We start from the raw sequence: 24,047 nt of genomic DNA, 5'->3' as shown, positions 1-24,047 counted from the left end.
GGGTCAGGGCGGTGCGGTATGTGTGTGCGGCGATGCGGGGAGCGGGCGGCGCGGGGCGCTCAGCCCAGGTCCCACAGGAACCGGTGCGTGTGGATCCCGAAGTACGGGAAGTTCTCGATGCCGACCACCCCGTCGACCGCCCGCACCACGTCGTTCACGAAATCGAGCACATCGGCCGGCCGCCGGCACACCACCTCGGCGAACAGGTCGAACGAGCCGGACGTCAGCACGGAGTAGACCACCTCGCCGTGCCGTGCCAGCTCGTCGGCCACCGCGCGCGGGTCGCCGTCCACGCGGATGCCGAGCAGCGCCATCGCCTGGTGGCCCATCGCCATGGGGTCCGTCACGCCGACGACCTGCACGACCTTGGCGTCGATCAGCCGCTGCAGCCGCTGCCGCGCGGCGGACGGCGACAGGCCGACCTTGGGGCCGAGGTCGGCGTAGGGGACGCGCCCGTCGTTCTGCAGCTCGCGGAGGATCGCCCGGTCGATGTCGTCCATGCCGCCGACTGTACGGCCGATTCGAGTGCTGTTTCAACCCTGCACGCTCGAATCAATCGTCCTCACGATCGAAACCGCACACCGGTCGAGTCCGCGCAGCATACGACCGCGCCGCCACCAGCAGCGCGAACCCCAGCCCGCCGAACGCCGAGCCTCCGAACGCCACCAGCCACAACGTCCCGGACGCGGTCGCCCCCAGATCGTGGTCGGGCTCCGGCGCGGGCAGCACACCGAGCGCGGCCAGCGGCGCGTAGGCGAGCAGCAACGTTCCGTACAACGCCAGCCCGAACGCCGTCCCCCACGCCGGGACCAACGGCAGCAGCCGGGGCACCCGCCGCCCGGCCAGGACGAGCGTCCAGCGCGGGAACACCTGCCCCCACGGGTACATCAGCCCGACCAGCAGGAAGAACCCGAGGCCCGCGGCCAGCACCGTCGTGTCGATCCCGACCTCGGCCAGGGCGCGCGACGCCCCCGACCCGCCCGAGTTCGACGCCTTCCACCGCTCCCCGGTGACGCCGAACGCGTCGCCGCCGAGCGTCCACACCGTCTTGACCACCCCCCACGGCAGCAGCCCGCACACCAGCAGGTACGCCGCCCGCCGCGTCCGCCGCGACGCCCGGGACGGCGCCGGATGCACCAGCCCGGTTCCCACCCCGCCCGCGTGCACACTCCCGCACCGCGCGCACACCCCGGCGGTCCGCCGCCGATACGCGACCGCGGCCCGCAACACCCCCGTGGTCACCAGCGCACTGAACAGCACATGCGCCAGCCCGGTCGCACTCTCGACCCCGTCCCCCGACGCAAGGACCACAAAGTACCCCGGCAACGGCGCCGCCCCGAACCCGACCAGAGGCACCGCACCCCAGAGCACACCCACAACCGCCCTACGACGTACGGGAGTCGGTGACCCGCGCCCCTCCCGCGACACCCACGCGGCCCCGCCCGCCGCAACCGCCACCACCGCCAACGCCACCTGCGCTAAAGGGTGATACGCCTTGTGCGCAGTCCAGGGCACCGTCGTCCCCGTCGCCGCCCACACCGCCTCCACGACGGCATACACCCCCGCGGCCCCCACCGCGAACACGCCACGATCCGCCGCCCGAACCCGACGAACCTGCACACCAACAACACCAGGGGCGGCCACCCGAACCTCCGCTCACCACACCAAGATCAGCCGCCCCCACCCTCCCGCCGCCCCACCACCCCAGTCGTCCCCCTCAGGACGCCCCGCCACTCCTCCCCCCGACCGACCGCCCCGTCCCCCCAACGTCGCCACCCGCGCGCCGCCTACCCCCAAAGAACGACCTCACCCGAACCAATACCGGGCGGCCCCCTCGACCTCGTCCCCGTCGGGCACCCGCACCCCACCCCAATGCGGAGCCGCCGCCGCAAGCTTCACCCGGAGCTCCTCGCCGAGCCTCGCGCGCTCCCGAGTGGTCGACGCCTCTCCGATCCGGCGCCCCCAGCGCACGGTGTCGACGACGGCCGACTTCATCTCCTCGTACGCCGCGTAGAACTCCAGGGCCGTACGCCATCCGGCAAGGCACTCCTGCGGCGCGACCCGTTCCCACCCCTCCACGACCCGCTGTCGGTCGGCGGCCGTATACGCGGTCTTGTGCAGGTGGTCGGCCAGGTCGTAGACCGGGTCCCCCCACAGGGCGAGCTCCCAGTCGAGGAAGACCACCCGGCCCCGGTCGGTGAGGATCATGTTCTTGCGGTGGATGTCGGCGTGCAGCAGCCGGAACGGCCGGGACCCGAGCTCGCGCTCCGCCCGCTCGGCCAGCGCCGCGCACGGGTCCGCCGGGACACCGAGCGCCGAGTAGAGGCCCTGCGCCGCGGCGTCGCCCCGGTCCCTGACCTCGCGGACGAACCCGAGCAGCCGCGCCGCGAAGGCCCGCGCGTCGCCGTCCGCCGGCCACCCCTCAGGCACCGGCGGAAGCACCGGCCTCGGAACCCGGAGCACGCTCCTGAAGAACCGCTCGACGCCGTCCAGCACCGTGTCCGGCATCGGCTTCCCGTCCGGTGCGACGTCGTCGACGCGCCGTCCCGCGATGAACTCGTGGATCTGGAAAGGCGGATCGGCGTGCACGTGGAGCAGCCGCGGCGCGAGCGGCACATGCGGACAGACGGCCTCGAGCACCTCGGGCTCGGTCCACAGCGTGACGTCCATGGCCTCGGCGTCCGCCCCCGGGATCCGGACCAGCACCGGCCCGAGCTCGGGGTCGTCCACGCGCACGTTCCGGTTGTAGAACCCGGCGAGCGCGGTCTCCCGGGTCTCCAGTGCCGCCCGGGCCAGGGCCTCGTGGTAGATCGCTACGGCGTCCATGGCTCCCTCTCTGCCCACGGCGCCAGTACCCGGGCGACCCGCTCCGGGGTCATCTCGGGCGCGGATCCCCACACGGCGCGGGCGACGTTGAGTTTGCGGGCGAGCCGACCGGTCAGGAAGTCCTGGAACGACCGGTCGGCGCCGGCGAGCTGCTTGGAGTAGCGGACGGTGTCGACGACGGCCGACTTGACCCGCTCGTGCGCGATGTAGAGGTCGAGGTCCGCCGTCGGCCCCGCCGTGCACGGCTCGGGCAGACGGGCGCGCCACCGGCGCCGCACCTCGGCGCGTTGGTCGTCGGGGTAGTCCATCTTGTGGAAGTGGATGCCCAGCTCGTACACGGGGTCGCCCCACAGCGCCAGCTCCCAGTCCAGGAACCACGTGGCGCCGCCGGAGACGATCATGTTCTTGCGGTGCAGGTCGGCGTGCAGCACGGCGAACGGGCGCGGCGTCAGGTCGTCCCACCGCGCTTCCACCACGGCCAGTGGCTCCGCCGGGATGCCGAAGTCCGCGAAGACCTCGGCGTATTCGTCGCGGTGGGTGTCGTAGACGAGCTGGGTGAGGCGGGCCAGCAGCCGTCCGAAGCCCGCGCTGTCACCGGACGCGGGCCAGTCGGACGGCAGCGCGGGGGTCTTCTCGGCGGGGATGCGGACGAGCTGCTCCATGACGCCCACCACGTCGTCCAGCACGTGCGCGGGGACGGCGCTGCCGCGCGGCGCGAAACCGTCCAGCACCCGGCCCTCGATGAAGTGGTGCACCTGGAAGGCCGGGTCGTGCGAGGAGTGGCGCAGCTCCGGGATGTGCCGGACGTAGGGCTGGATGCAGCCCAGGACGTCCTCCTCGCGCCACACCCGCACGTCCATCGTGTCGGCGGCCGCCAGGGGGATGCGGACGTTCACCTTCCCGTCCGGCGTCGCGATCCCGACGTTGCGGTTGTAGTAGCCGGCGGCGGCCTCGCCCGCGTCCAGCGCCTGTCCGTAGATCTCCAGCCAGTTCAGGGGGCCACCTCGAGGAACATCGTCAGGACGGAGTCGGTGCGGCCCCGCAGCTCCTCCAGCGTGCCCAGCGGGCGCACCGCGGGGCGCGCCCGGTTCGCCGCCTCGACCAGCTCGGGCTCCGTCAGCCCGATCCGCTCGGCGGCGTGCAGGATGGCCAGGATCAGCGAAGGATAGACCTGGCACGCCTCGAACTCGCGGGCCGCGTGCAGGAGCAGGTCGCGTGTCGCGTCCCGGTCCCCCTGGCGCAGCAGCAGGAACGCCCGGAACATGTCCGCGCGGGCCCGTCCGGACCGGTAACCCGCGCGGTCGAGGGCGGTGTTGGCGTTGGCGAACGCGGTCGCCGCCCGGTCGTACTCGCCGAGCCGGGTCTGCGCCATGGCCATCGCGGTGTACGCCTTCCCGATCTCGTGCTGCGCGCCCAGGTCGCGCTGGACGTCCAGGGCCGCGGCGGCGTGCCCGACCGCGGCGGCCGGGTCGGTGAAGGCGGTCAGCTCGGCCCAGTTGGTCCTGACGTTGGCCAGCCCCACGACGGCGTTGGCCGCGCGGTACTCGCCCTCCGCCTCGGAGAGCAGCCGCGCGGCGCCGTCGAAGTCCATGAGGAACCGGTGGCCGAGGTGCATCAGCCGCTTCAGGTCGCCCCGGATCACCCGTTCGTCCGGTGCGCAGATCCCGTGCACCTGCTCGGCGAGCGCGAACGCGCCCGCGAAGTCGCCCTGCCACATGCGGATGTCCGCGACGCAGAACCCGGCGGCGGGCCGGGCCGCGCCCGCGTGCTCGGCCCAGACCCGCTCGAAGATCGTCGCGGCCAGGCTGCTCTCGCCGGCGATCCGGCGCGCGTTCGCGGCGGCGAGCGCCAGCCGGGCGGGGACCAGCGCGTCGGGCGAGCGGTCCAGCCTCGGGGTGAGGGCTATGGCGCCCGCGGCGTCGCCCTGCTCGAGCCTGGCCTCGGCCTCGAGGCAGTCGGCCGCGTCCTGGAGGCCGGACGCGTCCGGCCCCGGAGACGCCGTCGGCATCGCCGTCAGGCGGTCACGCAGGTCCTTCACGATCCCGTCGAGGCTCTGCCGCCCGCTCATCGCCACCGCGCGGTCGGCGTGCCGCAGGATCTCCTCGGGCGCGATGTCCTCGGCGTGCAGCCCGTGGTAGACCGCCTCGCGCAGCGGCGAGATCCGGGCCCGGCCCGACACCCGGCCCGCCTCCCGCTCCATCCGGTCGGCGAGGTCCTCCCAGTGCCGCCGCAGTACCCCGTGCACGTTGCGCTGCACCGCCGACGACAGGTGGTGCTGGAGCGCCCCGACCATCAGCTGGTGCAGGCGGTACCAGTCGTCCGGCAGGGGATAGGCGAACGAGTAGGCGGTCAGCGACTCCCAGACCAGCAGGTTCGCCGGCAGGTCGAACTCGCGCCCGATCGCCTGGAACACCCCGAAGTCGAACGTGCGTGCCACGCTGAGCAGTTCCAGCAGCCGGACCTCGTCGGTGGAGACGTGCTGGAGGAACCGCTGCACGATCTCCTCCGACGTGCGCGCGTGCGCCTGCCGCGCCGGGTTCTGCAGATGCGTGTCGACCGCGAGGTGCAGATAGAACGGAACGCCCTCGCTGGCCTCGGCGATCGACCGCTGCCGGGGGATCTCCGTGATGCCCGCCTGCGTCAGCAGGTCCAGTCGGGCCGGCATCGGTAGTCCGTCGAGGTCGGCGCGGCGGATCACGGCGGCCCACTCCTCGTCGTACGCCTCCCAGCGCAACGGTTCGCGACTGGCCAACACGGTGAGTCCGCCCTGGAGTTGGCCGAGCAGGTCGCGCAGCCAGGCGTCGGTGCCGAAGCTGCGGCCGCCCGGGACCGGGGTGGGGACGAGGGCCTCGTAGGCGTCCACGTAGACGACGTACGGCCGCTCCTCGGCCGAGGCCCGCAGCTCCTCGGCGAACAAGTAGGCGACGGCGTGGCCGAGTTCGGCGTTCGTGAGGTTGTCGAGATCGTGCAGCGTGGGGTCTTCCTGGATCCGGCGCCGCCGCTGCCGGTTCTTCACCGCGCGGCCGGTCAGCCGGACGAGCCCGGCCGCGGTGCCGAACACGGGGATGCCCACGGTGTCGTCGAGGATCTTGGAGAGGACCTCGCTCTCCTCGGCGAGCGGAGTGTTCTTGCGGTTCATCTGAAGCTGCGGGTGAACGCGCTGCCACAGCACCGCGTAGGCGATGTCGAAGCGGTCGAAGCGCACCTTCTGCGCGCCGAACTCCATGCGGAGCACGGCGAGTGCGTCCTCCTGCTGGCGCATGGTCGGCAGCTGCAGGTCGAGCCGGGCGGTGGTGTAGCCCTCGGGGGTGCGGTTCCGTAACTCCTGGAGGAGACGCGACTTCCCGATACCGCCGACGCCTACCAGGTTGAGGATCCGCAGGCTGTCGCCGATCGCCCGCAACTCCTCCTCGTACGCGGTGAGCAGCCCTTCGCGGTCGAAGAACTGCCGTTGTAACGCGGAGACCCGCCGGTACTGCGGTCTGATCGACATGATCGCGTCCCCCAACTCGCCGTCCGTCTGCGAGGGCAGGCTATCCGCAACCTTCCCGTAGCGAGGGGGTGTCAGTCGGTGATCAGGCCTGTGCGGGTGACGAGGGCTTCGGTGAAGACGGGGAGGTCGGGCCAGGGGAAGCCGGGGACGCTTAGGCGGAGGAGGACGGCGCCATGGAGGGCGGCCCAGATGGCGGCGGCGTCGGCGAAGGGTTCGGTGGTGGCGGAGCGGCCGGCCGCGGCGCAGGTGGCGACGGCGTCGACGAGGGTCTGGAAGACGTCGGTGCGGACGGGGACGGGGCGGCTCGGGGTGGCGTCCGGGCCGGTGGGGCGGCGGTCGAAGAGGGCTCGGTAGCGGCCGGGGTGGTCGAGGGCGAAGCGGGTGTATGCGCCGCAGCCGGCGTGGAGGGCGGCGACCGGGTCGGCCTCGGCCGCGTTGGCGGCGGCGATGGCGTCGCGGAGCTGGTCGAAGAAGCCGTTCAGGACGGTGTCGACGACGTCGTCCAGGTCGGTGAAGTGGGCGTAGACCGAGGGGGCGGAGATGCCGGCTTCGCGGGCGAGTTGGCGCAGCGACAGGTTGGTGGCGCCGCCTTCGCGTTCGATGAGGGCGGTGGCGGCGTCGAGGATGTCCTGGCGGAGCCGGCCGCCTTCGCCGCGGCGGTTGCGGGAGCGGGTGGGGCGTTCGGCGGCGGAGCTGTCGGGTGTGGGCATGGTCGGCGTCCTCGGTTCGGTGTCGGTACGAGCCTAGACATGCCGGAATCCCGGCACACGCGGGTGGCGTGTGCCGGGATCGGCGTGTCAGGCGGCGGCTGGGGCCAGGGTCTCGGTGGTCGTGGACTCGGCGACCGGGGTGGCGGCCTCGGTGGTGCGGCGCGGCAGGCCGAAGGCGACCAGGAGGGCCCCGGCGGCGGCGAGCACCGCGGCGGCCAGGACGCCGTGGGTCATCGCCGTGGTGAACGCGTGGTCGGCGACGTCGGTCAGGCGGTGCGCGGTGCCGGGCTCCAGGTGGGCGGCGATGCCGTGCGCGGTGGGCAGGTCGTGTCCGGCGGCGGCGATGGGGGCGGGCAGCGGCTCGTCGCTCATCGTGGAGCGGTAGGAGGAGGAGACGACGGTGCCGACGACCGCGATGCCGAGCACGCCGCCGAGTTCGCGGACCACGCTGTTGAGCGAGCTGGCCATGGACGAGTAGCGGACCGGCACGGACGCGGTGATCTCAAGGCTGGCGGGCGCCATGATCAGGCCCATCCCGGTGCCGACGACGGCCATGACCACGGCGAGCGCGATGAACGGGGTGTCGGTGGTGAAGGTGGTGCCGAGGAAGCCGAGCCCGGTGGCGATCAGGCCGAGGCCGACGGTGAGGGTGGCGCGGACGCCGAGCCGGGCGGTCACCAGGTTGCTGGTCGCGGACGAGGCGGCCATGGCGACCGCGAACGGCATCGCGCCGAGGCCGGCCATCAGCGGGCTGTAGCCGTGCACCAGCTGGAGGTACTGCGCGAGGACGAACAGCGTGCCGAAGAGCGAGAAGAACGTGACGGCGAGGACGGTCGCGGCGATCACGAAGCCCCGGCTCGCGAACAGCCGCACCTGGATCATCGGTTCGTCGCGGCGCAGCTCCCACGCGATGAACGCGGCGGCCAGCACGAGCGCGGCGGCGCCCTCGGCGATCGTGACGGCGGACGTCCAGCCGCGCTCGGGGGCCTCGATCAGCGCGTCGACGAGCAGGGCGAGCGACGCGACGGACAGCACGGCGGCGACCAGGTCGAGCCTGCCGGTGTTCACGCGAGGGATCTCCGGGACGATGCGGTAGATGCCGACCAGGGCGAGCGCGACCAGCGGGATGTTGATCCAGAACGCGGCGGACCACGAGAAGTGGGTGAGCAGCAGACCGCCGGTGACCGGTCCGATCAGGACGCCGACCCCTGCGGCGGCCGACCATGCGGCGAAGGCCTTCGGTCGTTCATGTACGGGGAACATCCGCATGATGATCGACAGTGTGGCCGGCATGACGAAGGCCGCGCCTAGGCCCATCACCGCGCGCCAGGCGATGAGTTCGCCCGCGCTGCCGGACAGCGACGCCGCGGCCGAGCCGCCCGCGAAGACGAGCAGTCCGGCGGTGAGCGCCCGCCGCGCGCCGAACCGGGCGCCGAGGCTGCCGGCGAGGATCAGCATCGCGGCGAAGACCAGGGTGTAGGCGTCGGTGATCCACTGCAGGTCGGCGGTGGAGGCGCGGAGCGACTTGGCGAGCGAGGGCAGCGCGGTGTTGAGGACCGAGTTGTCGAGGGTGACGGCGACGAGCGTGCTGCTCAGGATGCCGAGCGCGGCCCAGCGGCGCGGGTGGGGCGCGGGGTCGGCCGAGGCAGAGGCGGAGGCGGAGCTGTTCGCGGTGCTGCCTGTCGTGGTGGCGGTGCCGGCCATGGTGGATCCCCCTGTGTTTACAGTCGTGTGTTTACGCATGTAAAGCTAGCGCGTGGGTTAACACCTGTAAAGACATCGGTGGGGGTTTCTCGGTGAGGCTCGCGCCTTACCCGCGCTGAACTGCGGAAACGCGGAAAAGATCAGCCCTGCGCGGCGAGCAGCGCGTCGGCCAGCGCCGTCCGCACGTACAGCACCGACCGCCCCGAGCGGTGCGACGCCGCGAGCCCCGCGCCCCGCAGCGCGCTCAGATGCTCCGACACCGCGGCCGCCGACAGCCCGGTGCGCGCCGCGAGGTCCGTCGTCGACGCCGGGACGCGCAGCTCGCCCAGCAGCAGCGCCCGCGAGCGCCCGACCACCGTGGCGAGCGCGTCGGACACCGGCTCGTCACGCCGCTCCCACAGCGCCGCGATGCCGCGTGCCGGATAGGCGAGTTGCGGCGGGTCGGGCAGGACGCACCGGGTCAGCGCGCACGGCCACGCGAACGCCGACGGGATCAACACCAGCCCCTCGCCCGGCGGGACGTCGACCACCGCGCAGCTGCGGTGCGTGAGCCGCAACGCGTCGTCCTGCCAACGCAGCGAGTGGTGCAGGTCGTTGAGCATGCCCGCGGGCCCGCTCTCGGCGGCTTGCCGGGCCCGGTGCACGACGTCCGCCTCGAGGACCGCCCGGATCGCCGGCCAGTGCGGGGCGAGCGCGGTGTGCCAGTACGCGGCGATCTCCGCGGTCACGTCCGCCAGATGCGTGCCGGGCGCGCGGTGCAGCGCCGCGAACCGCGCCCGCGCCGCGTCGCTGCGCCCGGGCCAGCTCGCCGGCATGCGGCCGAGGTCGTCGCGCACCTCGGCGGGGTCGGTGGACTCGATCGCGGCCAGCTCGTCCTTGAGCGAGGCCTCGCGCGAACGCGGCGTGGGGGTGAGGAAGTCGGGTAGATGCCCGGACGGCGGGACCAGCGCGGCCAGCCACCCGTCGTCGAGGCCCGCCGCCGCCAGCCGGGGCCGCGTGACCGACGCCCACGCGCGGTGCAGGCCGGGCACCGGGTCGGACGCCAGCGCGCGCACGCTGGTCACGACCTCCCACATCGGCGAGACGGCGAAGCGGGTCTGCGCCAAGGCGCCGACGGAGAGCGTGAGCAGTGTCTGCACGCGGCACCTCTCTCCAGTCGCGCCCGCCGGGGCCCGGTTTCGGCCAGGACCGAATCCTTACACCCCCGGTCCGACACGCGGCAGCATGCCGGAGGCGGGGCGGCGCGCGCCTCGACGACGGAACCCGCCCCGAGGCGCCCGCGCGTCCTCCGCCCCGCCGCACCCATCGACCGAGCAGCGAAAGCGGACAACCTCATGCACGCTGACACGCCCCTCCCCGACGCCGCCACCCGCACCAAGGCCCTCCTCCTGCGCCGCCTGGCCGCCGAGTCGGTCCTCGTCCTCCCCAACGCGTGGGACGCCGCCAGCGCGACCGTCATCGCGGCCGCGGGCGCCCCGGTGATCGCGACCACCAGCGGCGGCGTCTCCTGGGGACTGGGACGCGGCGACGGCCAGCAGCTGACCCGCGATCAGATGACCGACGCGGCACGCCGCATCGCGGCAGCCGTCGACGTCCCGGTCACCGTCGACGTCGAGGGCGGGTACGGCCCCGGCCCGGAGGACGTCGCCGAGACCGTCCGCGCGATCGTCGCCGCGGGCGCCGTCGGCATCAACCTGGAGGACTCGCATGCCCCCGGCGGACCGCTCTTCGACACCGCCGCGCAGGCCGCCCGCCTGCGCGCCGCACGCGAGGCGGCGGCGGAGGCCGGCCTGCCCGAACTCGTCGTCAACGCCCGTACTGACGTCTACCTGTTCGGCATCGGCGAGCCCGAAGGACGCCTCGACGACGTGCTCGCCCGCGCCGCCGCGTACGCCGAAGCGGGCGCGGACAGCCTGTTCGTCCCCGGGCTCGTCGACCTCGACGCGCTGCGTGCGGTCTGCGCGGGCTCGCCGCTGCCGGTCAACGCCATGGCCGTGCCCGGCGGGCCGACGGTCGCCGAGTTCGCCGAGGCGGGCGTACGACGGATCAGCCTCGGCACGGCCGTTGCCCAGGCCGCGTACACGGCGGCGCAGCGGGTCGCCGCCGAGGTGCTGGCCAAGGGCACGTTCGGCGGCCTCGACGGCGTGCTCGGCTTCGGCGACGTGAACTCCCTGCTCCACGGCTGACCCAAGCGTTGGCCCCGCGAACCCCCTAGGGTGTCGCCGGAAGATCATCAGCGACGCGGGTAGAGCAGGGGAGACGGCGTGATCACGGTCGGCCGAATAGACCAGGGCGCGAAGATCAACATCGCGACCACGTCGGTAAACCCGATGCTCGTACGGCCTGACGGCAACACCTACGCCCAGACCGTGCACGTACGGCCCAAGGGCGCGGGGGAGTTCCAGGACGCCGCGTACGTGCACAACGTCACCGACGGCCAGTCCGCCGCGCCGTACTGGTCCGTGTACGCCGACAAGAACGACACCGCCCCCATGCTGACCGTCGGCCGCGACAGCTCCGACGGAACGACCGCCGTCTACCGCGTCCTCGACACCTCGGGCGCCGCCCTGGCCCGGATCACCCGGAGCCAGGGCGCGCTCTGGCGGTTCCGCCGCACGCGGTGGACGGTCGAGGTCGCCGGCGGCCCGACCCTGAAGGCCGCCAAGGGCACCTTCGTCGGCTGGTGCTGGTGGTGGCTGTTCTCGCCGATCTGGCTGGTCATGCTCGTGGGCGTGCCGTTCGGCGGCGAACCGTGGCGCCTGCCGGTCAAGACGGTCTGGCGGCAAGGCCGTTCGAAGCAGCTGGTCCTCACGTCGATCGAGAAGGGCCGCAACGAGTACGTGGCCCGCGCGGACTGGCCCGACGCGAGGGTGCTGTACGCCCTGGCCGCACTCCAGTTCAGCCACCCGGCGTGGCGGGACCGGTAGGTGGGGGCGTACTCCGTGGGGGCGGGTGTGGCCCACTCCGTTGCGGCGGCGCGTCGTCGGCTGACGAGCCAGCCGCCATCTGCGGGGTGGGGCTCGGTCGTTGCGGCGTGGAGACCTCCTGCCATGCACGGTCCCCTGGCCTGTCTGCCGGCGGTGGCCTCCTCCCCCTCCCGATTTGTGATTGTCCGCGCGGCCGAACGGCTGTCAAGGCGCGGTGGATCATCCCCGGAACGGTGGCCTGACCCGTGCTGGAGGGGGCGCCTTGACAGCCGCCCGGCCGCGCTTAAAACCGCGGCAACTATCGGGAGGGGGAGGCGGTGTGGAGCCGCAGAGCACGCTTCGCGCCGCCGGGTTGCGGTCCCAGCGTGGTGTGGGCGGGCGGCCTGCCTGGTTGCCGGGCCCGCCCCCCGTCATCGGGGCACCGCGAGGCTCTGACCGCCCGCCCCATGCTGGAAACCGTTTTCATGTGACGGATCGGGCAAGATCTTGCCCGATCCGCCTCTTGACGCGAAGTCAATAGGGATCATGACACCCTGATGTCCTGATTTGATCCGATATGTGATCCAGTGGGGGCTGTGAGGGCGGGTCACGCGTCGTCAAAACCCGGCGCACCCGACACGGCCGCCACGCTGGGACCGCAGGCGAGCGGCGCGAACTGGAGTGACGCGGCGCCACACTCCCCGCCCCTCCCGCTAGTTGCCAAGGTCGTTAGCGCGGACGGCCCGCGGGTCAAGCCGCCCCCTCGGCCACGCGACAGGCCGCCTGTCCGTGCATGATCCACCGCGGCTTGACGCGCGGGGCGGCCGCGCGAAAATCAAAAAGCGGGAGGGGCGGGAGGCCGCCAACAGCGTTGCAGGTCAGGGACGGTGCAGCTCAGGGGTCCTAGCGCTGAGCGGCCGAACGGACGAACCGCGCCCAGTCGTTGCGGCCGATCGTGAGCTGCGGGCTCTCGGGGTCCTTGGAATCGCGTACGTGGATGGTCGTTTGAGTCACGGCGACCTCCACGCAGTTGTCCCCCTGCGTACCGCTGTAGCTCGACTTGAACCAGGCGAGTTCGGTAGGGCTCATAGTTCTCCTCGAAGTCGCTCCACCAGGCACCGCGATTCGCTGGGGCTCAGTGCCTGTGAGCGCAGTGTGTCATAGCGCTGGTACAGCACGGAGACGTCTTTCGGTGCGCTCATGAACCGACCGGTCTGCTGCCCCTCGGAGTAGGCGAACCTGCGTCCATCAGGAGTCTCCAGCAGGCTCACAGGACCGTCGAGACAGGCGTGAAAGTCGGCGTCCTGGGCCATGACCTGCAACGTGACGTTCCTGGGAGCCGTGAGAGCCAGCACGTGTTCGAACATCGCGCGCGTCACCTCGGGACCGCCGAGCCGCCGCCGGAACACCGACTCTTCGACGATGAAGCTGAAGCGGGACGAAGGCCGTTCGCGCAAGATGTTCTGGCGTTCCAGACGTGCTGCAACCTGTGCCGTCAACTGGTCGTCGGTCAGGGTCGGGATGCTGTTCTCGAATACCGCGCGTGCGTAGCCCTCGGACTGCACCAGCCCTGGGAGCAGCCGACATTCGTATGTGCACAGACTCACCGCCACTTTTTCCAGCCGCGCCCACCGCCGGAACCACGCCGCCAACCCCGGGTCCCCTCGGCTGACATACCGCGCGGCCCTCCGCAGCGCGCCGGTGTCACCCAGCACCGGCTCGGCCCATTCCACGAAGTCCGGCTCCGGCATGCGTCGGCCCAACTCCACCGACTCCACCGTGTGTTTCGAGAACCTGACCCGTGCCGCGAACTCCACGCGGCTCAGCCCGGCGTGCTCGCGCAGGGCCTGCAGTACCGCCCCGAACGTCCGCAGGCTGTCTGACCGGTCCGGCTCCTCGTGATCGCTCATCCGCATCCCCTCCCATACGGCGATCAAGCTCTCAACCCTGACCGGATTTCGCCCGTACCGTCAACCGATTGCGCCCGTACGCTCACAGCGCGTACGGGGTGCGGAGCTGGCCGCCGACCCTTCGGGCACGCCAGCGTGTGTCCATGAGTTCGTTCCACCAGTCGCTGTCCGCGACCCCGCGCGGCGCCAGGCTCGCCCGGTTGTTGGCCACGGAGCAGTTGCGGGCCTGGTCGTTATCCGGCCTCTTTGTCGAACGCGCCGAGTGCGTCGTCGCGGAGCTGGCCTCGAACGCCGTTCTCCACGGCGAGGAGGCCAAGCACGACTTCCGCCTCGCGCTCGGCTACGACGCCGGCTCCGGGGTGCTCCGCATCGAGGTCGCCGACGGGCACGCCGCACCGCTGCTCACGGGTCCGGACGCGCCGTGTCCGAACGCCGAGTCGGGCCGTGGCCTCCTGATCGTCGCCGCCCTCTCCGACCGCTGGGGTGTCCGGATCGCCGGGGCCGTCGGCAAGACGGTGTGGGCGGAGCTCGTTCTCTGACCGTCCGCTCCGGCGCGCGCTACCATCCCGTCGGGGGTACGACCGGGTGGGGGGAGCCACGATGGGCGGCACCGGAAGACGATCACGTGCGATCCGTATCGCACAGCAAGTCCCTTTGATCACAGCAGTGTTGCTCGCTACGGCGTGCGCGGGCGGCGACGCCTCCTTCCCCTGGGAGGGCTCGGCCCGCAACTACCTCCAGAGGATCGCCGACGGCGGCTCGCTCGAGGGCCTCTACGGGCAGTGCGAGGGCCGGGCCCAGGTGAACGCCCACGAAATCCTGGCCGGGGAGGGACGGGGATTCGAGTTCTCCATGCCCTCGTCGACCCGGACCGGCCCCGAGGCGACCGTGAACGTCAGCATCACCGGCCAGGACGGGTCGCCGACGCTGTACCACGTCGACCTGCGCGAAGAGAACGACACGTGGATGGTGTGTGACATGGGCGTCGGCAACGTGAAGATCGACGTCGACTGATCTCACGGTGCCGGTCGGCCGCATGCGCTACCGGTCGGTGGACGAGTCCCTGGTCCGGAAGCGGATCTGGCGGCGGTCACCGGTCACGGCTCCGACCGGAGGCACAACCGCGAACGCCATGACCACCGCGCCCGGGTCGATCGCCCCGTCCTGCACAGCGTTTTCGAATCCCTCCTCGACGACCGGGTACAGGACCAGTGCGCCGCGGGCGGGCTCGGCGTAGCCGTCGGCGGTCGGATCGCCGGCGAAGTCCGTGATGCCGGCCACGGTGTGCGGTGCCTGCCGGTGTTCGGGGTCGCTCACAGCTCCGAACAAGGGGTCACGGCGTCGCCGGCGGAGAAAGAGCGACAGCGCGTCCGAGCCCAGGATGCGTGCGCTCTTCTCCGCCCTGGCCTGCTGCGGCAGGACGAGCAGCCAGTCCCTGAGCACATCTGGGCGTCCCGCGAGTTCGGTCAGGTACGCCAGGTGCGGCGCGAACTTCGAGCGGTCGTACCAGCGCAGTCCGCCGAGCAGTGTCAGCACGTCGGCGTGGTTGACCACGCGGACCAGGGCTTCGTACGACTTGGGCGCGGCCTTTTTCGGACGATGGATGAAGGTGACCGGCTTGAGGTCGTCGAGCAGCGGCCGCCAAAGCGCGGTGTTGTGCCGCAGGTCGGCCGTCTTCTCCTTCCTGGGGTAGGCCACCGGTTCGACCCACTCGCCGGGTGTCCTCAGCATCTCGATCAGGTCGGCGTTGTACATCTTGTTCGTCGCGGTCGGCTTGAGCCACGGCAGGTGCTGTGCGACCAGGGGCGGCACATCGCGGGGGGTGATCTGCGGCGTTCCGTCCACAGTCTCGGCGTACTTGGCCAGCTGGCCGCGGAACTCCTCCTCGTCCCGGCAGATCGCCTCGAACGCCTTGTAAAGATCGACGACGCGCGGGCCGAACTTCTCCTCGCGCCCGATGTACAACCGGACGAGGTCGCGGTAACCGGGTCGGAACCCGAACCAGCGACCCATCTGCATCAGGGTGTCGGATTGCGCCGACGTCCGGCGGTAGTAGGTCACAGTCAGGCCCTCGACTGTGAAACCGCGTGACAGCTTGGTCCCACCGACCAGGATCTTCCAGATGGAACGGCGGTCGAAGTCGGCGGTGCCGCTTTCGACGTCCGAGTCGCCGTTGACGGTGATGACCGGGCTGCCGTCCCCGGCGATCCGCATCACCGCGGCGCCGAGGAACGGCACCAGCTCGTCGAAGGAGTCGGGGACCGCGGCGCCTTCGGCCCGGTGGCGTGACACCGGCTGCACGTCGGTGTCGAAAAGCTCCCGGAGGCGGGTGTGTCCCGCTGCGCCGGTATAGCCGGACTCATACCACATCGTGACCAGACGGTCGGCGAGCTCACGGTGGTCGGCGACCCGCACGGACTCGTGGACGAGCATCGTGTGGTGTCGGAACGACAGGACGCCTTGCGACCGGTGCTCCCGATAGAGCTTCACCATGGCCGTCAACACGTACATGTCGAGGGCCTTGCGGAGCCACTCGTCGTCCGCACTGCCGTCGACTCCGCGGACGTGCGCCTTCTCCTGGGAGTTGGCGATCGTGCGGTCCGCGTAGGGGACGTCGGAGTCAAGGTCGTGGAAGTCCTGTACTCCCATGTATCCGTGCGGGCGATCCAGGGAGATGATGAAGTCCTTCGGGAAGATGTCGAGGTTGTCCGAAGGGTCGATGAAGACGTTAGCGCAGGGCGTGGCGGTGTAGCCGACGTACTGACTCCGGGGCAGCAGCTTCAACAGATCGGAGATCAGGCCGTTGATCGCCGTGCGCTCGGCCTGCCCGCGCTTCCACTTGTCGGGGTTGGACGTGTTGACGGAGGCCTGGTCGGACTCGTCGTCGATGATCAGGACGGGGATCTGGTCCAGCGGGGTGTGGATCTTCTTCAGATCACGCAGAAGCTTGGTGAGGATCGTCTTGTTCTTCTTGACGACCATGAGCCGCGCTGCCGTACGGTGCAGGTTCTCCGGGGCGTACAGCGGCAGGGACGGGTCGTGTTTCTCGAACTCCAATGCCGCGATGCCTTGCTGAAGGAGTCGGTAGTCCACCTCACGGGTGGTCAACCTGTCGATGTCGAACGCCCTCATGAGGGAAGGGCGTTCGCCGTGGCTCAGGAACCGCCCCGCGAGCCAGTCCGGGTCCTGCGCGTAGTCGAACCCCTCCAGGACCTCCGGGTCCTTGGGATCCCTGCCGCGCAACAGGTTCTCGACGCCGACGAGTTCCATGTCGAGGCGACGTTGCGTCTGCGCGCGGAGCAGGTTGAGTGTGCCGCCGAGGACGATGACCATGCGGTATCCGGCGTCGATCGCCTTGGCGATGACCCCCGTGAAGTTGGCGGTTTTGCCGCTTTGGACGTAGCCGACCACGAGTCCCTTGGACTGGTACGCCTCCGGCCGGGTCGGGTCGCTGAGCCGCTCCACGACGCGCCGGCTCGCCTCGTCCAGTCCCGCGACGGCCTCGTCCGCCCAGCCCTTCTCCTTCAGGACACGCCGGTAGGCGGACCAGTACCAGCCGTCCCGGTCGCCGCGGTACCACGCTTCGAAGTCTTCGCTGATGACCGTGGGCCCGGCGAGGGTGGACACCGGGACCAGGCGGTCGAGGATTTCGGCCGATCCGTCCTCGAGTCCGAGTCGTTCGTAGACCCTCCGTCGACGTTCAAGGGTGCGCGGGGGCAGATCGTCGGCCCACGGCGCGTCCGTCGCGAAGTCCCAGTCGACCAGTCGCCTGTTCCACAGGTCGAGCAGCGGATCCGCGACACCCGCCGACTGCAGACGTGCGCGTACCGCAGCCTCGCCGACGTCGGTGCCGGGCGGCAGGTCGTCTGCGAACACGGAGACCACGGCTGCGAGACCGCGCGGGCCCTTGGTCATGCCGGTGAGGGCCTGGTCGTAGACGTCGAACAGACCGTCGCTCATGCGGACGCTCCTTGCCCGTCGGCGCCGAAGAGCCCTGTGAGGGGCACGGCGGGGGTGAGATCGGTCAGGTCGATGCGGTAGTCGACGCCGTCGACGCGCTCCCGGATCTCCGGTGGCAGCGCCGCGAACAGCGCCGGCGTCAACCGTGGGAAGCCGTCGTCGACGCGGAAGGCCACAGGCTCTGTGCGGAGAATCCACCGGTCGTCCGGAAGCTCGGCGTAATCCGTCAGCCAACCGCGTTCGGCGAGCTTGGCCGCGAGCGGGGCGGACGATGCAGGGGCGGCGTCCTTCACCGTGCTCGAGACGTCCGCGATGTGTTCCGCCGTCGTCCGACCCGCGGCACCGCCGCGTGTGTACTGGATCGAGACGACCCAGAGAGGGCGGCCGAGGGACGGCTCGAGCTGGTCGAGCCCCGAGACTTGATGACGGCGTCGTTCGGCCAAGGTCGTCTTGACCTCGACGTCACCGACAGGCAGGCCGAAATCGTGCTCCTCGCCTGCGCCGGCCTTCCACGCCTCAAGCGCCGTCTGCCAGCCGAGGTCCGCGGCCAATGCCGTGAGGAAGTGCAATTCGCCCAGCAGGCCGATCCGTTCCTCGACCCCGAGGCCGCGCGGGCGGGCAAGCAGCGCCTCCCACGCCTGCACGGCCAGTTCGAACGCCGCGTCGGCGGGCACGCCCCCGATCCGGATCCGGTCCACGATCGTTCCCGCCAGGTCGTGGAACTCCCGGAACAGTGCGGATTCGTGGGTGGAAACCTCCAGCAGGTGGCCGCCCCGGTCGTTGACCAGCGACGTCTTGACCGCTGTGGTGGCCAGGCCCGGCGGGCGAAGGCCCGCCTCGACACCGACGCGGAGCCCGATCCTGGGGCCTTCGGCCTCGTAGAAGTACTCCAGGTACGGGCTTCCCGGCACGACGCGCCGGATGGACCGACCGTCCGCGAACCCGGCGGCGAACCGCTCCCAAGACAGGTGGGCCCGGCCTGCTGAGGCGGCGGTCATGCTTCGTACCGCCCCAGTTCGCTCTTGGCCGCGGCGACGAGGATGTGCTGCCAAAGCCTCAGGTTGTCCTTCTCACGGGAACCTCGTACTTCAGACTCGAACACCTTGTGCAGCAGCAGGTACACCAGCGACTTCACCATCGGGAGGTCGTTGAGCCCACCGTGGCGGCCCGACGACAATGCAGTGCGGTAGTGCTGGTTCAGGTAGACGACGTGTTCCACCCGGTCGAGTTCGAAGAACACGTCGGGATCGAGTTTCTGCCAACGGATGGAGATCGGCTCCTCGCCGTCCAGGAAGGGCAGTTCCTCGTCTATGACCCGACGCACACTCGGGTCGAAACCCTTGCCCGGGGCGATCACGGGCTTGCGTTCCACCCCGGCACGCTTGCGCGCGTCGCGGTAGACGGCGTCCGCGACGGCGAGGTATTCGGTGAACGTGGAGCCGTCACCGTCCTTCGCCGATTCGACTGCGGCCGTGAACGAGGGGGAGACCTCGACGCCTGCCTTCTTGACGGTCAGGCGGAACACGTCGGCGAGTCCCGAAGGGATGTCCACCGCGACGCGGGCGAGTGACAGGTGTTGTTCGGGCTGTCGGAGACGGTTCCAACCACCCGCCTGTACAAGACGGTCGTTGCGGTAGAAGTAGAAACCCTGGCGATCCAACACGGTGCCGTGCCCCCGGAACTCGGGGAGGCTCGATTTGGGTGGCCACACGTGCGCGTTGAGCGTCACTGCGTCGCCGGTCGGCAGAACGGCCGCGTACCTCCTCGGGTAGCCGGCCTTTCCGGTGCTCGGGTACGCGAACGGGTCCATGGGCTCGACTCCGAAGTCCATGTAGACCGTGCCCGTGGTCACGTCCTCGGCCGCGATGGTGATGTTGAAGTCGTCACGCGCCAGGAACCGGTGGAAGTACAGGCCGAGGTGGAGCCCTAGGTTGTTGATGACGCGGATCAGGTAGCGGTCCGTCTGCCCGGCGTCGCCGTTCGACGGGAAGTCCTTGACTCCGTCCCATCGGACGACCGTCCCCTGCCAGGTGATCGGTCGGTCGGCGTACCGGTCCAGCAGCGTCTGGGCGAACGTCGGCTCCACGATGTCGCACAGGAAGTCCGTACGGGCCTGTTCCATGCGCCAACGCCGCCCGATCGGCCGACTACGGCGCGTCTTCGTCACCACCGTCACCGACTCGGCGTGGCTCAGAGAGGCCGACTTCAAACCGGTGCCGAACATCCCGAGCGCGTTACGGTCGTAGCTCCGCCGACCGCCGACCGTCATGGCCACGTCCAGCGTGTCGTCGTCCATGCCTACGCCGTCGTCGACGACGAGGAGGGTGACGAGTCGCCCACCGTCGCGGAGGAAGTGGACGACGACGTCCCTTGCGCCCGCGTCGATGGAGTTGTCCACAAGGTCGGCGACGGCGACTTCGAACCCGTAACCCTGACTGGCCAAACCCTCCATGTACCGGGCGTCAGGCGGGAGACGTTTACTGCCGGTGGTCGGAACCTCGAACTGCCAGTCGCCCATGCCTGCCTCATACACCGACCGCCCCTCGGCGGTCCCCGACGGATCTTGCACAGCGTAGTTGGGGGACACGCTGCATTTCCTGTGAACGGCCGGACCGGACGGCGGTCGGTCGGGACACCGGACGACCGACATACGTCGGTCCCAGGCGGCACAATCGGGATAGGGCCGGAACCGCCGGCCCGCCTGCCGGGAAGGGACGGAACCGCGCGTGTCGGACAAGGCCGAATGGGTGGCGCCGGAGGGGTCTTGGGCGTCGTCCGAAGGCAATCGGCGGTCCATGCTCGCGAACCGCGGGCGTGACACGAAGCCCGAGAAGGCGATAAGGAGCCTCGTCCACGCGGCGGGGCTTCGCTACCGTGTGTCGGCGCGTCCGGTCGCGGCCGTACGCCGAAGCGCCGACCTGGTGTTCGGGCCGACGAAGGTCGCCGTGTTCGTGGACGGGTGCTTCTGGCACAAATGCCCCGAGCACTTCACCGTTCCGCGCCGGAACAACGAGTTTTGGATGAACAAGATCGACGGCAACGTGCGCCGGGACCGGGAGACCGACCGCCTCCTCGAAGCCGAAGGCTGGGCCGTCCTGCGGTTCTGGGAGCACGAGGCCCCAGAGGACTGCAGTGGCGTGATCGTCGAGACCGTGCGCGGCCGGCGTAACGCCGCCCGAACCCCGGGTAACGCCGTACAGTAGGGGCCGCTATTCCAAGCGGACGGTTGGATCGGGGGGCGGTCGTGTTCACGAGCGTCGAGATGTGCAGCGGTGCGGGCGGCATGGCGCTCGGATTCGCAGAAGCGGGGTTCGCTCCTCGACTGCTCTTCGACCGTGACCCGCAGGCATGTGAGACTGTGCGCTCGAACCGGCCGGACTGGGACGTCCGGGAGCTCGACCTGCTCGGGTTCGAGCCCACCCCCGAGTCGGGCCTCTTCGACGTCGACCTGCTCGCCGGTGGCCTGCCGCGAGTCCGGTCCAGCGCCACCCGTGCGCGTGCCGAGTCCGAGGTGGAGATGCGCCTCCTCCGGGAGGCGGTGTCGCTCGCGAGTCTCATCCAACCGAGGGCCGTGGTGATCGAGAACGTCCCGGACCTCGCGACGTCCCCCGGCTATCGGGAGTTCCGCGACGAGCTCGGCGCCGAGCTGTCACAGGCCGGGTACCAGTGCCGCTGGGGCGAGCTGAACGCCCTTGATTTCCTGGTGCCCCAGAAGCGCCAGCACGGTTTCGTGGTCGCCCTGCGGCCCGCGGATTTCCTGCATTTCCACTGGCCTGCACAGCTTCCGGGACGGCCTGCCACGGTCGGCGAGACGCTCGGTGATTCGATGGGGTCCCGAGGCTGGACGGGCGCGACCGAGTGGGCCGTGAACGCCGCGGACCACGCACCGGCGATCGTCGGGGGTTCGTCGGGACGCGGCGGCGCCGACCTGGGGCCGTCCGGGTCCAAGGCGGCCTGGCGGAAGCTCGGTGTCGAGGGGAAGAGCATCGCCGACGAGGTGCCGGGTCCCGAGGGTCCCAGGGATCACGGTGGGCGAAGCCTGGACCACCCCATGCTCACTGTGCGCCAGGTCATGGCGTTGCAGGGGTTCCCCGACTCCTGGCGCGTGGGTGGCGCCAAGACCGCCGCGTACCGGCAGGTCGGACACGCCTGCCCGCCGCCGGTGGCGCGCGCGATCGGGCAGGCGCTGGTCGAGGCCTTCGGTGGCTGAGCGCTACATGCCTTCAAGTTCGACCACGGGCTTGTGGCTGCGCCTATAGGATGCCGCAGTGGATCACGTGTCCGTCGATGTCGCATGTCGTCAACTCTTCGAAACAGGTTGGGTGTATGAGTGAGACCGTCGCCGAAGGACAGGGCGACGGCACGTCCCCCGTGTGGGGCGAGCCCATCACAGTGATCGACCTGTTCGCCGGCTGTGGCGGCCTGACCCGGGGACTCCTCGACTTCCACCCCGTGGACGACGGCGTGTCGCCGTTCCGCCCGGTGGCCGCGGTTGAGATCGAGCCGTCAGCGGCCTACACGTATGCGACGAACTTCGCCCGGGTTTCCGGGGATTCGGAGCACGTGTTCCTCGGGGACATCAAGGACTGGGTCGACGGAAAGCGCTTTCCCGATCACGCGGACGTCATCTTGGGCGGTCCGCCGTGTCAGGGGTTCTCCGGCCTCGGCAAAGGCAACCCGGACGATCCCCGCAACAAGCTCTGGGAACAGTACTTCAAGGTCGTACAGCGCGTGCAGCCCTCGCTGTTCGTGATCGAAAACGTCGACCGGTTCCGTTCGTCCCGGGAAATGGACGCGCTCAAGGCGGACTTCAAGAAGTTGGGCTACCAACTCGAGGCAAGGGTGCTCAACGCCGCCGACTACGGTGCAGCACAGACCCGGCAGCGCACGATTGTGCTTGGGCGGAAGGACACGGTTGCGTCGTTCCGTTTCCCTGAGCCGACGCACGTGAAGGCCGGCGCCCCGACCCTGGAGGGGACGGACACCCGAGAGCCGTGGCGGACGTTGGAGAACGTCATCGGTGAGGACAGGGTGCCGCTCAATCCGCGTTCCGTTGACCTGCCGGCGCTCCTTGCCGACGGCATGCGCTCCGAGATCGTAGTGTCGCGGAGAGTGAAGGACACCGGTGGGCTGACCGACGTGCTGCTCAAGACACTGGCGGAGAACATCCCGGGGCCGTTCCGTACTGAGCAGCTGCACATCGGACGCACACCGACTGGGCTGTCGTTGGCCCGCTACCGGAGCATCCGGCCAGGTGAGAACCGCAAGGCGCTCGAGGGTAAGTACGCAAAGGTCGACGGCAAGAAGGCGTATCTGTCGACGGAGAGCTGGGACGGCCACAAGAACGGCTCAGGGGACGTCATGGGCCGACTGGTCTGGAACAAGCCTTCCGTCACCATCCGCACCGAGTTCTACAAGCCGGAGAAGGGGCGCTACCTCCACCCGGAGGCCGATCGTCCCCTGACCCACCTTGAGGCGGCGTTGATCCAGGGCTTCCCCAAGGACTTCCTCTGGTGTGGCAGCAAGATCCAGATCGCGCGCCAGATCGGCAACGCGGTGCCTCCGCCGCTGGCCACCGCGATCGCCCGGGAGATTTACCGCGCGCTGCGACCCGAAGCCGCGGACGCTCGCGCCACCGAAGCGCGCTGACGCCGGGCTAAGGTGCGGGCACGGGTGCGCGCCCGCGTACCTCCGCATCGGCGAGGAACCCCCTGAAACGCGGCACCAGAGCGTCGACCGACGCCTGCGGGACGCGCACGTCGTCCGGTCCTTCCGGCAGTGTGTCGTAGGGCACGTAAGACCCATGCGCGGATCCGATCCACGCACGCACGGCCTCTGTGTCGGTCTCTGCGTCGGGGGCGAGCACCTCGTAGAGCAGGGTGCTGCCGGCCGCCCCGACGGCGGCGCTGAGCGCGTTGACCTCGCGGCCGGTCAACCCGCCGTCCTCGCCGACCAGACGGAGCAGCGCCTGGGCGACGGGGCGGTGCAGGATCGCCTGGCTTCGGAGGACCGTGTTGAGCACGTCCTGGTTCGCGCACGCGGTGACGACCGGCGCGTAGTCGGGACCGTCGCGGAACAGCTCGGCCGCCCACCACAACCGGGCCAGGGCCTGGACGTGGAAGGGACCGCTGAAGCGAGACGCCGCCACCGCACCGCCCGCCGGGCACCAGCGCCAGACGACGTATTCGGGCGCGATCCGCAGCGCCAGATGGTTCCACAGCGCCGGGTCTGCGGCTTCAGCCCGGGTGAGACGTAGCACGGTGTGAAGGCGCGGCGCCAGCCAGCGGTCCGCTGTCGTCGGCCGGTGGTCGCGGAACCGCCCGGTCGTGTCGAGTAGAAGCTGCCGTACAGGTGCCGCCTCCCAGCGCGGCGCCGCGCGGTCCGACGGTGACGTCGAGAGCCGGTCGACCGTGCGTGCCGGCGGGACCTCGTCGCCGCGGAGGACGGCCGAGGTGAGGTGGGCGCGTGCGACGCCGTCGGGAAGGAGGCCGATGTGTGCGGGCTGATCCGTCGTGGCGGTGGTTCGGGTCGGCACTGT

21 protein-coding genes are annotated in these 24,047 nt (G+C 70.7%); 7 read left to right on the top strand and 14 right to left on the bottom strand.

Going from position 1 to position 24,047, the window contains the following annotated elements:
• Positions 1-59: 59 nt before the first annotated feature.
• From QI554_RS32650 to QI554_RS32615, 8 genes are all read right to left on the bottom strand, one after another.
• Complete coding sequence (locus tag QI554_RS32650) at positions 60-500, bottom strand: Lrp/AsnC family transcriptional regulator (protein WP_281475276.1); 441 nt, start codon at positions 498-500, stop codon at positions 60-62.
• A 52-nt stretch (positions 501-552) separates the two neighbouring features.
• Entirely contained in the window at positions 553-1,242 is a 690-nt protein-coding gene (locus QI554_RS32645) for a hypothetical protein (RefSeq protein WP_281475275.1), read from the bottom strand.
• Positions 1,243-1,806: 564 nt separating this feature from the next.
• Positions 1,807-2,826, bottom strand: coding sequence for a phosphotransferase (locus QI554_RS32640; protein ID WP_281475274.1), 1,020 nt, complete (start codon positions 2,824-2,826; stop codon positions 1,807-1,809).
• Positions 2,814-3,791 (bottom strand): phosphotransferase family protein, encoded by a 978-nt coding sequence (locus QI554_RS32635; protein ID WP_281475321.1) that lies wholly within the window; start codon positions 3,789-3,791, stop codon positions 2,814-2,816. Before QI554_RS32635 ends, QI554_RS32640 begins: the two co-directional genes overlap by 13 nt.
• Before the next feature lie 26 nt (positions 3,792-3,817).
• Positions 3,818-6,319, bottom strand: a complete 2,502-nt coding sequence (locus QI554_RS32630) for a hypothetical protein (protein WP_281475273.1) — start codon at positions 6,317-6,319, stop codon at positions 3,818-3,820.
• A 71-nt stretch (positions 6,320-6,390) separates the two neighbouring features.
• Positions 6,391-7,029, bottom strand: coding sequence for a TetR/AcrR family transcriptional regulator (locus QI554_RS32625; RefSeq protein ID WP_281475272.1), 639 nt, complete (start codon positions 7,027-7,029; stop codon positions 6,391-6,393).
• A gap of 87 nt (positions 7,030-7,116) precedes the next feature.
• On the bottom strand, positions 7,117-8,733 hold the full coding sequence (locus QI554_RS32620) for an MFS transporter (protein WP_281475271.1): 1,617 nt from the start codon (positions 8,731-8,733) through the stop codon (positions 7,117-7,119).
• A 140-nt stretch (positions 8,734-8,873) separates the two neighbouring features.
• A complete protein-coding gene (locus QI554_RS32615; protein ID WP_281475270.1) occupies positions 8,874-9,872 on the bottom strand; it encodes an ArsR family transcriptional regulator in 999 nt (332 codons plus the stop codon).
• Positions 9,873-10,067: 195 nt separating this feature from the next.
• On the opposite strand from QI554_RS32615, the gene QI554_RS32610 reads away from it, so the two are divergent.
• Together QI554_RS32610 and QI554_RS32605 are read left to right on the top strand one after the other, a co-directional pair.
• Positions 10,068-10,919: an isocitrate lyase/PEP mutase family protein gene (locus tag QI554_RS32610; protein WP_281475269.1), complete on the top strand. Its 852-nt coding sequence runs from the start codon at positions 10,068-10,070 to the stop codon at positions 10,917-10,919.
• 78 nt (positions 10,920-10,997) lie between these two features.
• On the top strand, positions 10,998-11,660 hold the full coding sequence (locus QI554_RS32605; RefSeq protein WP_281475268.1) for a hypothetical protein: 663 nt from the start codon (positions 10,998-11,000) through the stop codon (positions 11,658-11,660).
• A gap of 882 nt (positions 11,661-12,542) precedes the next feature.
• Here the strand turns inward: QI554_RS32605 and QI554_RS32600 are convergent.
• Together QI554_RS32600 and QI554_RS32595 are read right to left on the bottom strand one after the other, a co-directional pair.
• Positions 12,543-12,728, bottom strand: coding sequence for a DUF397 domain-containing protein (locus QI554_RS32600; protein ID WP_281475267.1), 186 nt, complete (start codon positions 12,726-12,728; stop codon positions 12,543-12,545).
• Complete coding sequence (locus QI554_RS32595; protein WP_281475266.1) at positions 12,725-13,549, bottom strand: helix-turn-helix domain-containing protein; 825 nt, start codon at positions 13,547-13,549, stop codon at positions 12,725-12,727. Before QI554_RS32595 ends, QI554_RS32600 begins: the two co-directional genes overlap by 4 nt.
• A gap of 143 nt (positions 13,550-13,692) precedes the next feature.
• Here QI554_RS32595 and QI554_RS32590 point away from each other — a divergent pair, with 143 nt between their 5' ends.
• On the top strand, positions 13,693-14,088 hold the full coding sequence (locus QI554_RS32590) for an ATP-binding protein (RefSeq protein WP_281475265.1): 396 nt from the start codon (positions 13,693-13,695) through the stop codon (positions 14,086-14,088).
• Positions 14,089-14,215: 127 nt separating this feature from the next.
• The gene (locus QI554_RS32585) at positions 14,216-14,563 is read left to right on the top strand and encodes a hypothetical protein (protein ID WP_281475264.1); all 348 of its coding nucleotides are present in this window, start codon (positions 14,216-14,218) and stop codon (positions 14,561-14,563) included.
• Between the two features lie 27 nt (positions 14,564-14,590).
• Here QI554_RS32585 and QI554_RS32580 read toward each other — a convergent pair whose 3' ends face one another.
• The 3 genes from QI554_RS32580 to QI554_RS32570 are packed head-to-tail and all read right to left on the bottom strand — an operon-like array spanning position 14,591 to position 20,027.
• The gene (locus QI554_RS32580) at positions 14,591-17,509 is read right to left on the bottom strand and encodes a Z1 domain-containing protein (protein WP_281475263.1); all 2,919 of its coding nucleotides are present in this window, start codon (positions 17,507-17,509) and stop codon (positions 14,591-14,593) included.
• Positions 17,506-18,507 carry a PD-(D/E)XK motif protein gene (locus QI554_RS32575; RefSeq protein ID WP_281475262.1) on the bottom strand — a complete coding sequence of 334 codons (1,002 nt, stop codon included), beginning with the start codon at positions 18,505-18,507 and terminating at the stop codon, positions 17,506-17,508. The genes QI554_RS32580 and QI554_RS32575 overlap by 4 nt, the downstream gene beginning before the upstream one ends.
• Entirely contained in the window at positions 18,504-20,027 is a 1,524-nt protein-coding gene (locus QI554_RS32570; RefSeq protein ID WP_281475261.1) for an ATP-binding protein, read from the bottom strand. Before QI554_RS32570 ends, QI554_RS32575 begins: the two co-directional genes overlap by 4 nt.
• A gap of 208 nt (positions 20,028-20,235) precedes the next feature.
• Here QI554_RS32570 and QI554_RS32565 point away from each other — a divergent pair, with 208 nt between their 5' ends.
• The 3 genes from QI554_RS32565 to QI554_RS32555 all read left to right on the top strand — a co-directional run bounded on the left by QI554_RS32565 (position 20,236) and on the right by QI554_RS32555 (position 23,158).
• A complete protein-coding gene (locus QI554_RS32565) occupies positions 20,236-20,712 on the top strand; it encodes a very short patch repair endonuclease (protein ID WP_343230834.1) in 477 nt (158 codons plus the stop codon).
• Positions 20,713-20,753: 41 nt separating this feature from the next.
• Positions 20,754-21,719, top strand: a complete 966-nt coding sequence (locus QI554_RS32560; protein ID WP_281475260.1) for a DNA cytosine methyltransferase — start codon at positions 20,754-20,756, stop codon at positions 21,717-21,719.
• A 116-nt stretch (positions 21,720-21,835) separates the two neighbouring features.
• Positions 21,836-23,158, top strand: coding sequence for a DNA cytosine methyltransferase (locus tag QI554_RS32555; protein WP_281475259.1), 1,323 nt, complete (start codon positions 21,836-21,838; stop codon positions 23,156-23,158).
• A 7-nt stretch (positions 23,159-23,165) separates the two neighbouring features.
• On the opposite strand, the gene QI554_RS32550 is transcribed toward QI554_RS32555, so the two are convergent.
• Positions 23,166-24,044 (bottom strand): DUF6339 family protein, encoded by an 879-nt coding sequence (locus tag QI554_RS32550; protein ID WP_281475258.1) that lies wholly within the window; start codon positions 24,042-24,044, stop codon positions 23,166-23,168.
• Positions 24,045-24,047 lie beyond the last annotated feature (3 nt).

The sequence above is a fragment of the Yinghuangia seranimata genome (genome assembly GCF_029953285.1).
In the GTDB taxonomy this organism is placed as follows: domain Bacteria; phylum Actinomycetota; class Actinomycetes; order Streptomycetales; family Streptomycetaceae; genus Yinghuangia; species Yinghuangia seranimata.
The sequence above is the reverse complement of the archived record's forward strand: the minus strand, read 5'-3'. Positions and strand labels throughout refer to the sequence as shown.

Bases quoted from the DNA above. Each gene is read 5' to 3' on its own strand.
- QI554_RS32610 (WP_281475269.1), top strand. From the start codon at position 10,068: ATGCACGCTGACACGCCCCTCCCCGACGCCGCCACCCGCACCAAGGCC.
- QI554_RS32620 (WP_281475271.1), bottom strand. From the start codon at position 8,733: ATGGCCGGCACCGCCACCACGACAGGCAGCACCGCGAACAGCTCCGCC.
- QI554_RS32640 (WP_281475274.1), bottom strand. From the start codon at position 2,826: ATGGACGCCGTAGCGATCTACCACGAGGCCCTGGCCCGGGCGGCACTG.
- QI554_RS32575 (WP_281475262.1), bottom strand. From the start codon at position 18,507: ATGACCGCCGCCTCAGCAGGCCGGGCCCACCTGTCTTGGGAGCGGTTC.
- QI554_RS32600 (WP_281475267.1), bottom strand. From the start codon at position 12,728: ATGAGCCCTACCGAACTCGCCTGGTTCAAGTCGAGCTACAGCGGTACG.
- QI554_RS32570 (WP_281475261.1), bottom strand. From the start codon at position 20,027: ATGGGCGACTGGCAGTTCGAGGTTCCGACCACCGGCAGTAAACGTCTC.
- QI554_RS32630 (WP_281475273.1), bottom strand. From the start codon at position 6,319: ATGTCGATCAGACCGCAGTACCGGCGGGTCTCCGCGTTACAACGGCAG.
- QI554_RS32555 (WP_281475259.1), top strand. From the start codon at position 21,836: ATGAGTGAGACCGTCGCCGAAGGACAGGGCGACGGCACGTCCCCCGTG.
- QI554_RS32650 (WP_281475276.1), bottom strand. From the start codon at position 500: ATGGACGACATCGACCGGGCGATCCTCCGCGAGCTGCAGAACGACGGG.
- QI554_RS32625 (WP_281475272.1), bottom strand. From the start codon at position 7,029: ATGCCCACACCCGACAGCTCCGCCGCCGAACGCCCCACCCGCTCCCGC.
- QI554_RS32580 (WP_281475263.1), bottom strand. From the start codon at position 17,509: ATGAGCGACGGTCTGTTCGACGTCTACGACCAGGCCCTCACCGGCATG.
- QI554_RS32590 (WP_281475265.1), top strand. From the start codon at position 13,693: ATGAGTTCGTTCCACCAGTCGCTGTCCGCGACCCCGCGCGGCGCCAGG.
- QI554_RS32595 (WP_281475266.1), bottom strand. From the start codon at position 13,549: ATGAGCGATCACGAGGAGCCGGACCGGTCAGACAGCCTGCGGACGTTC.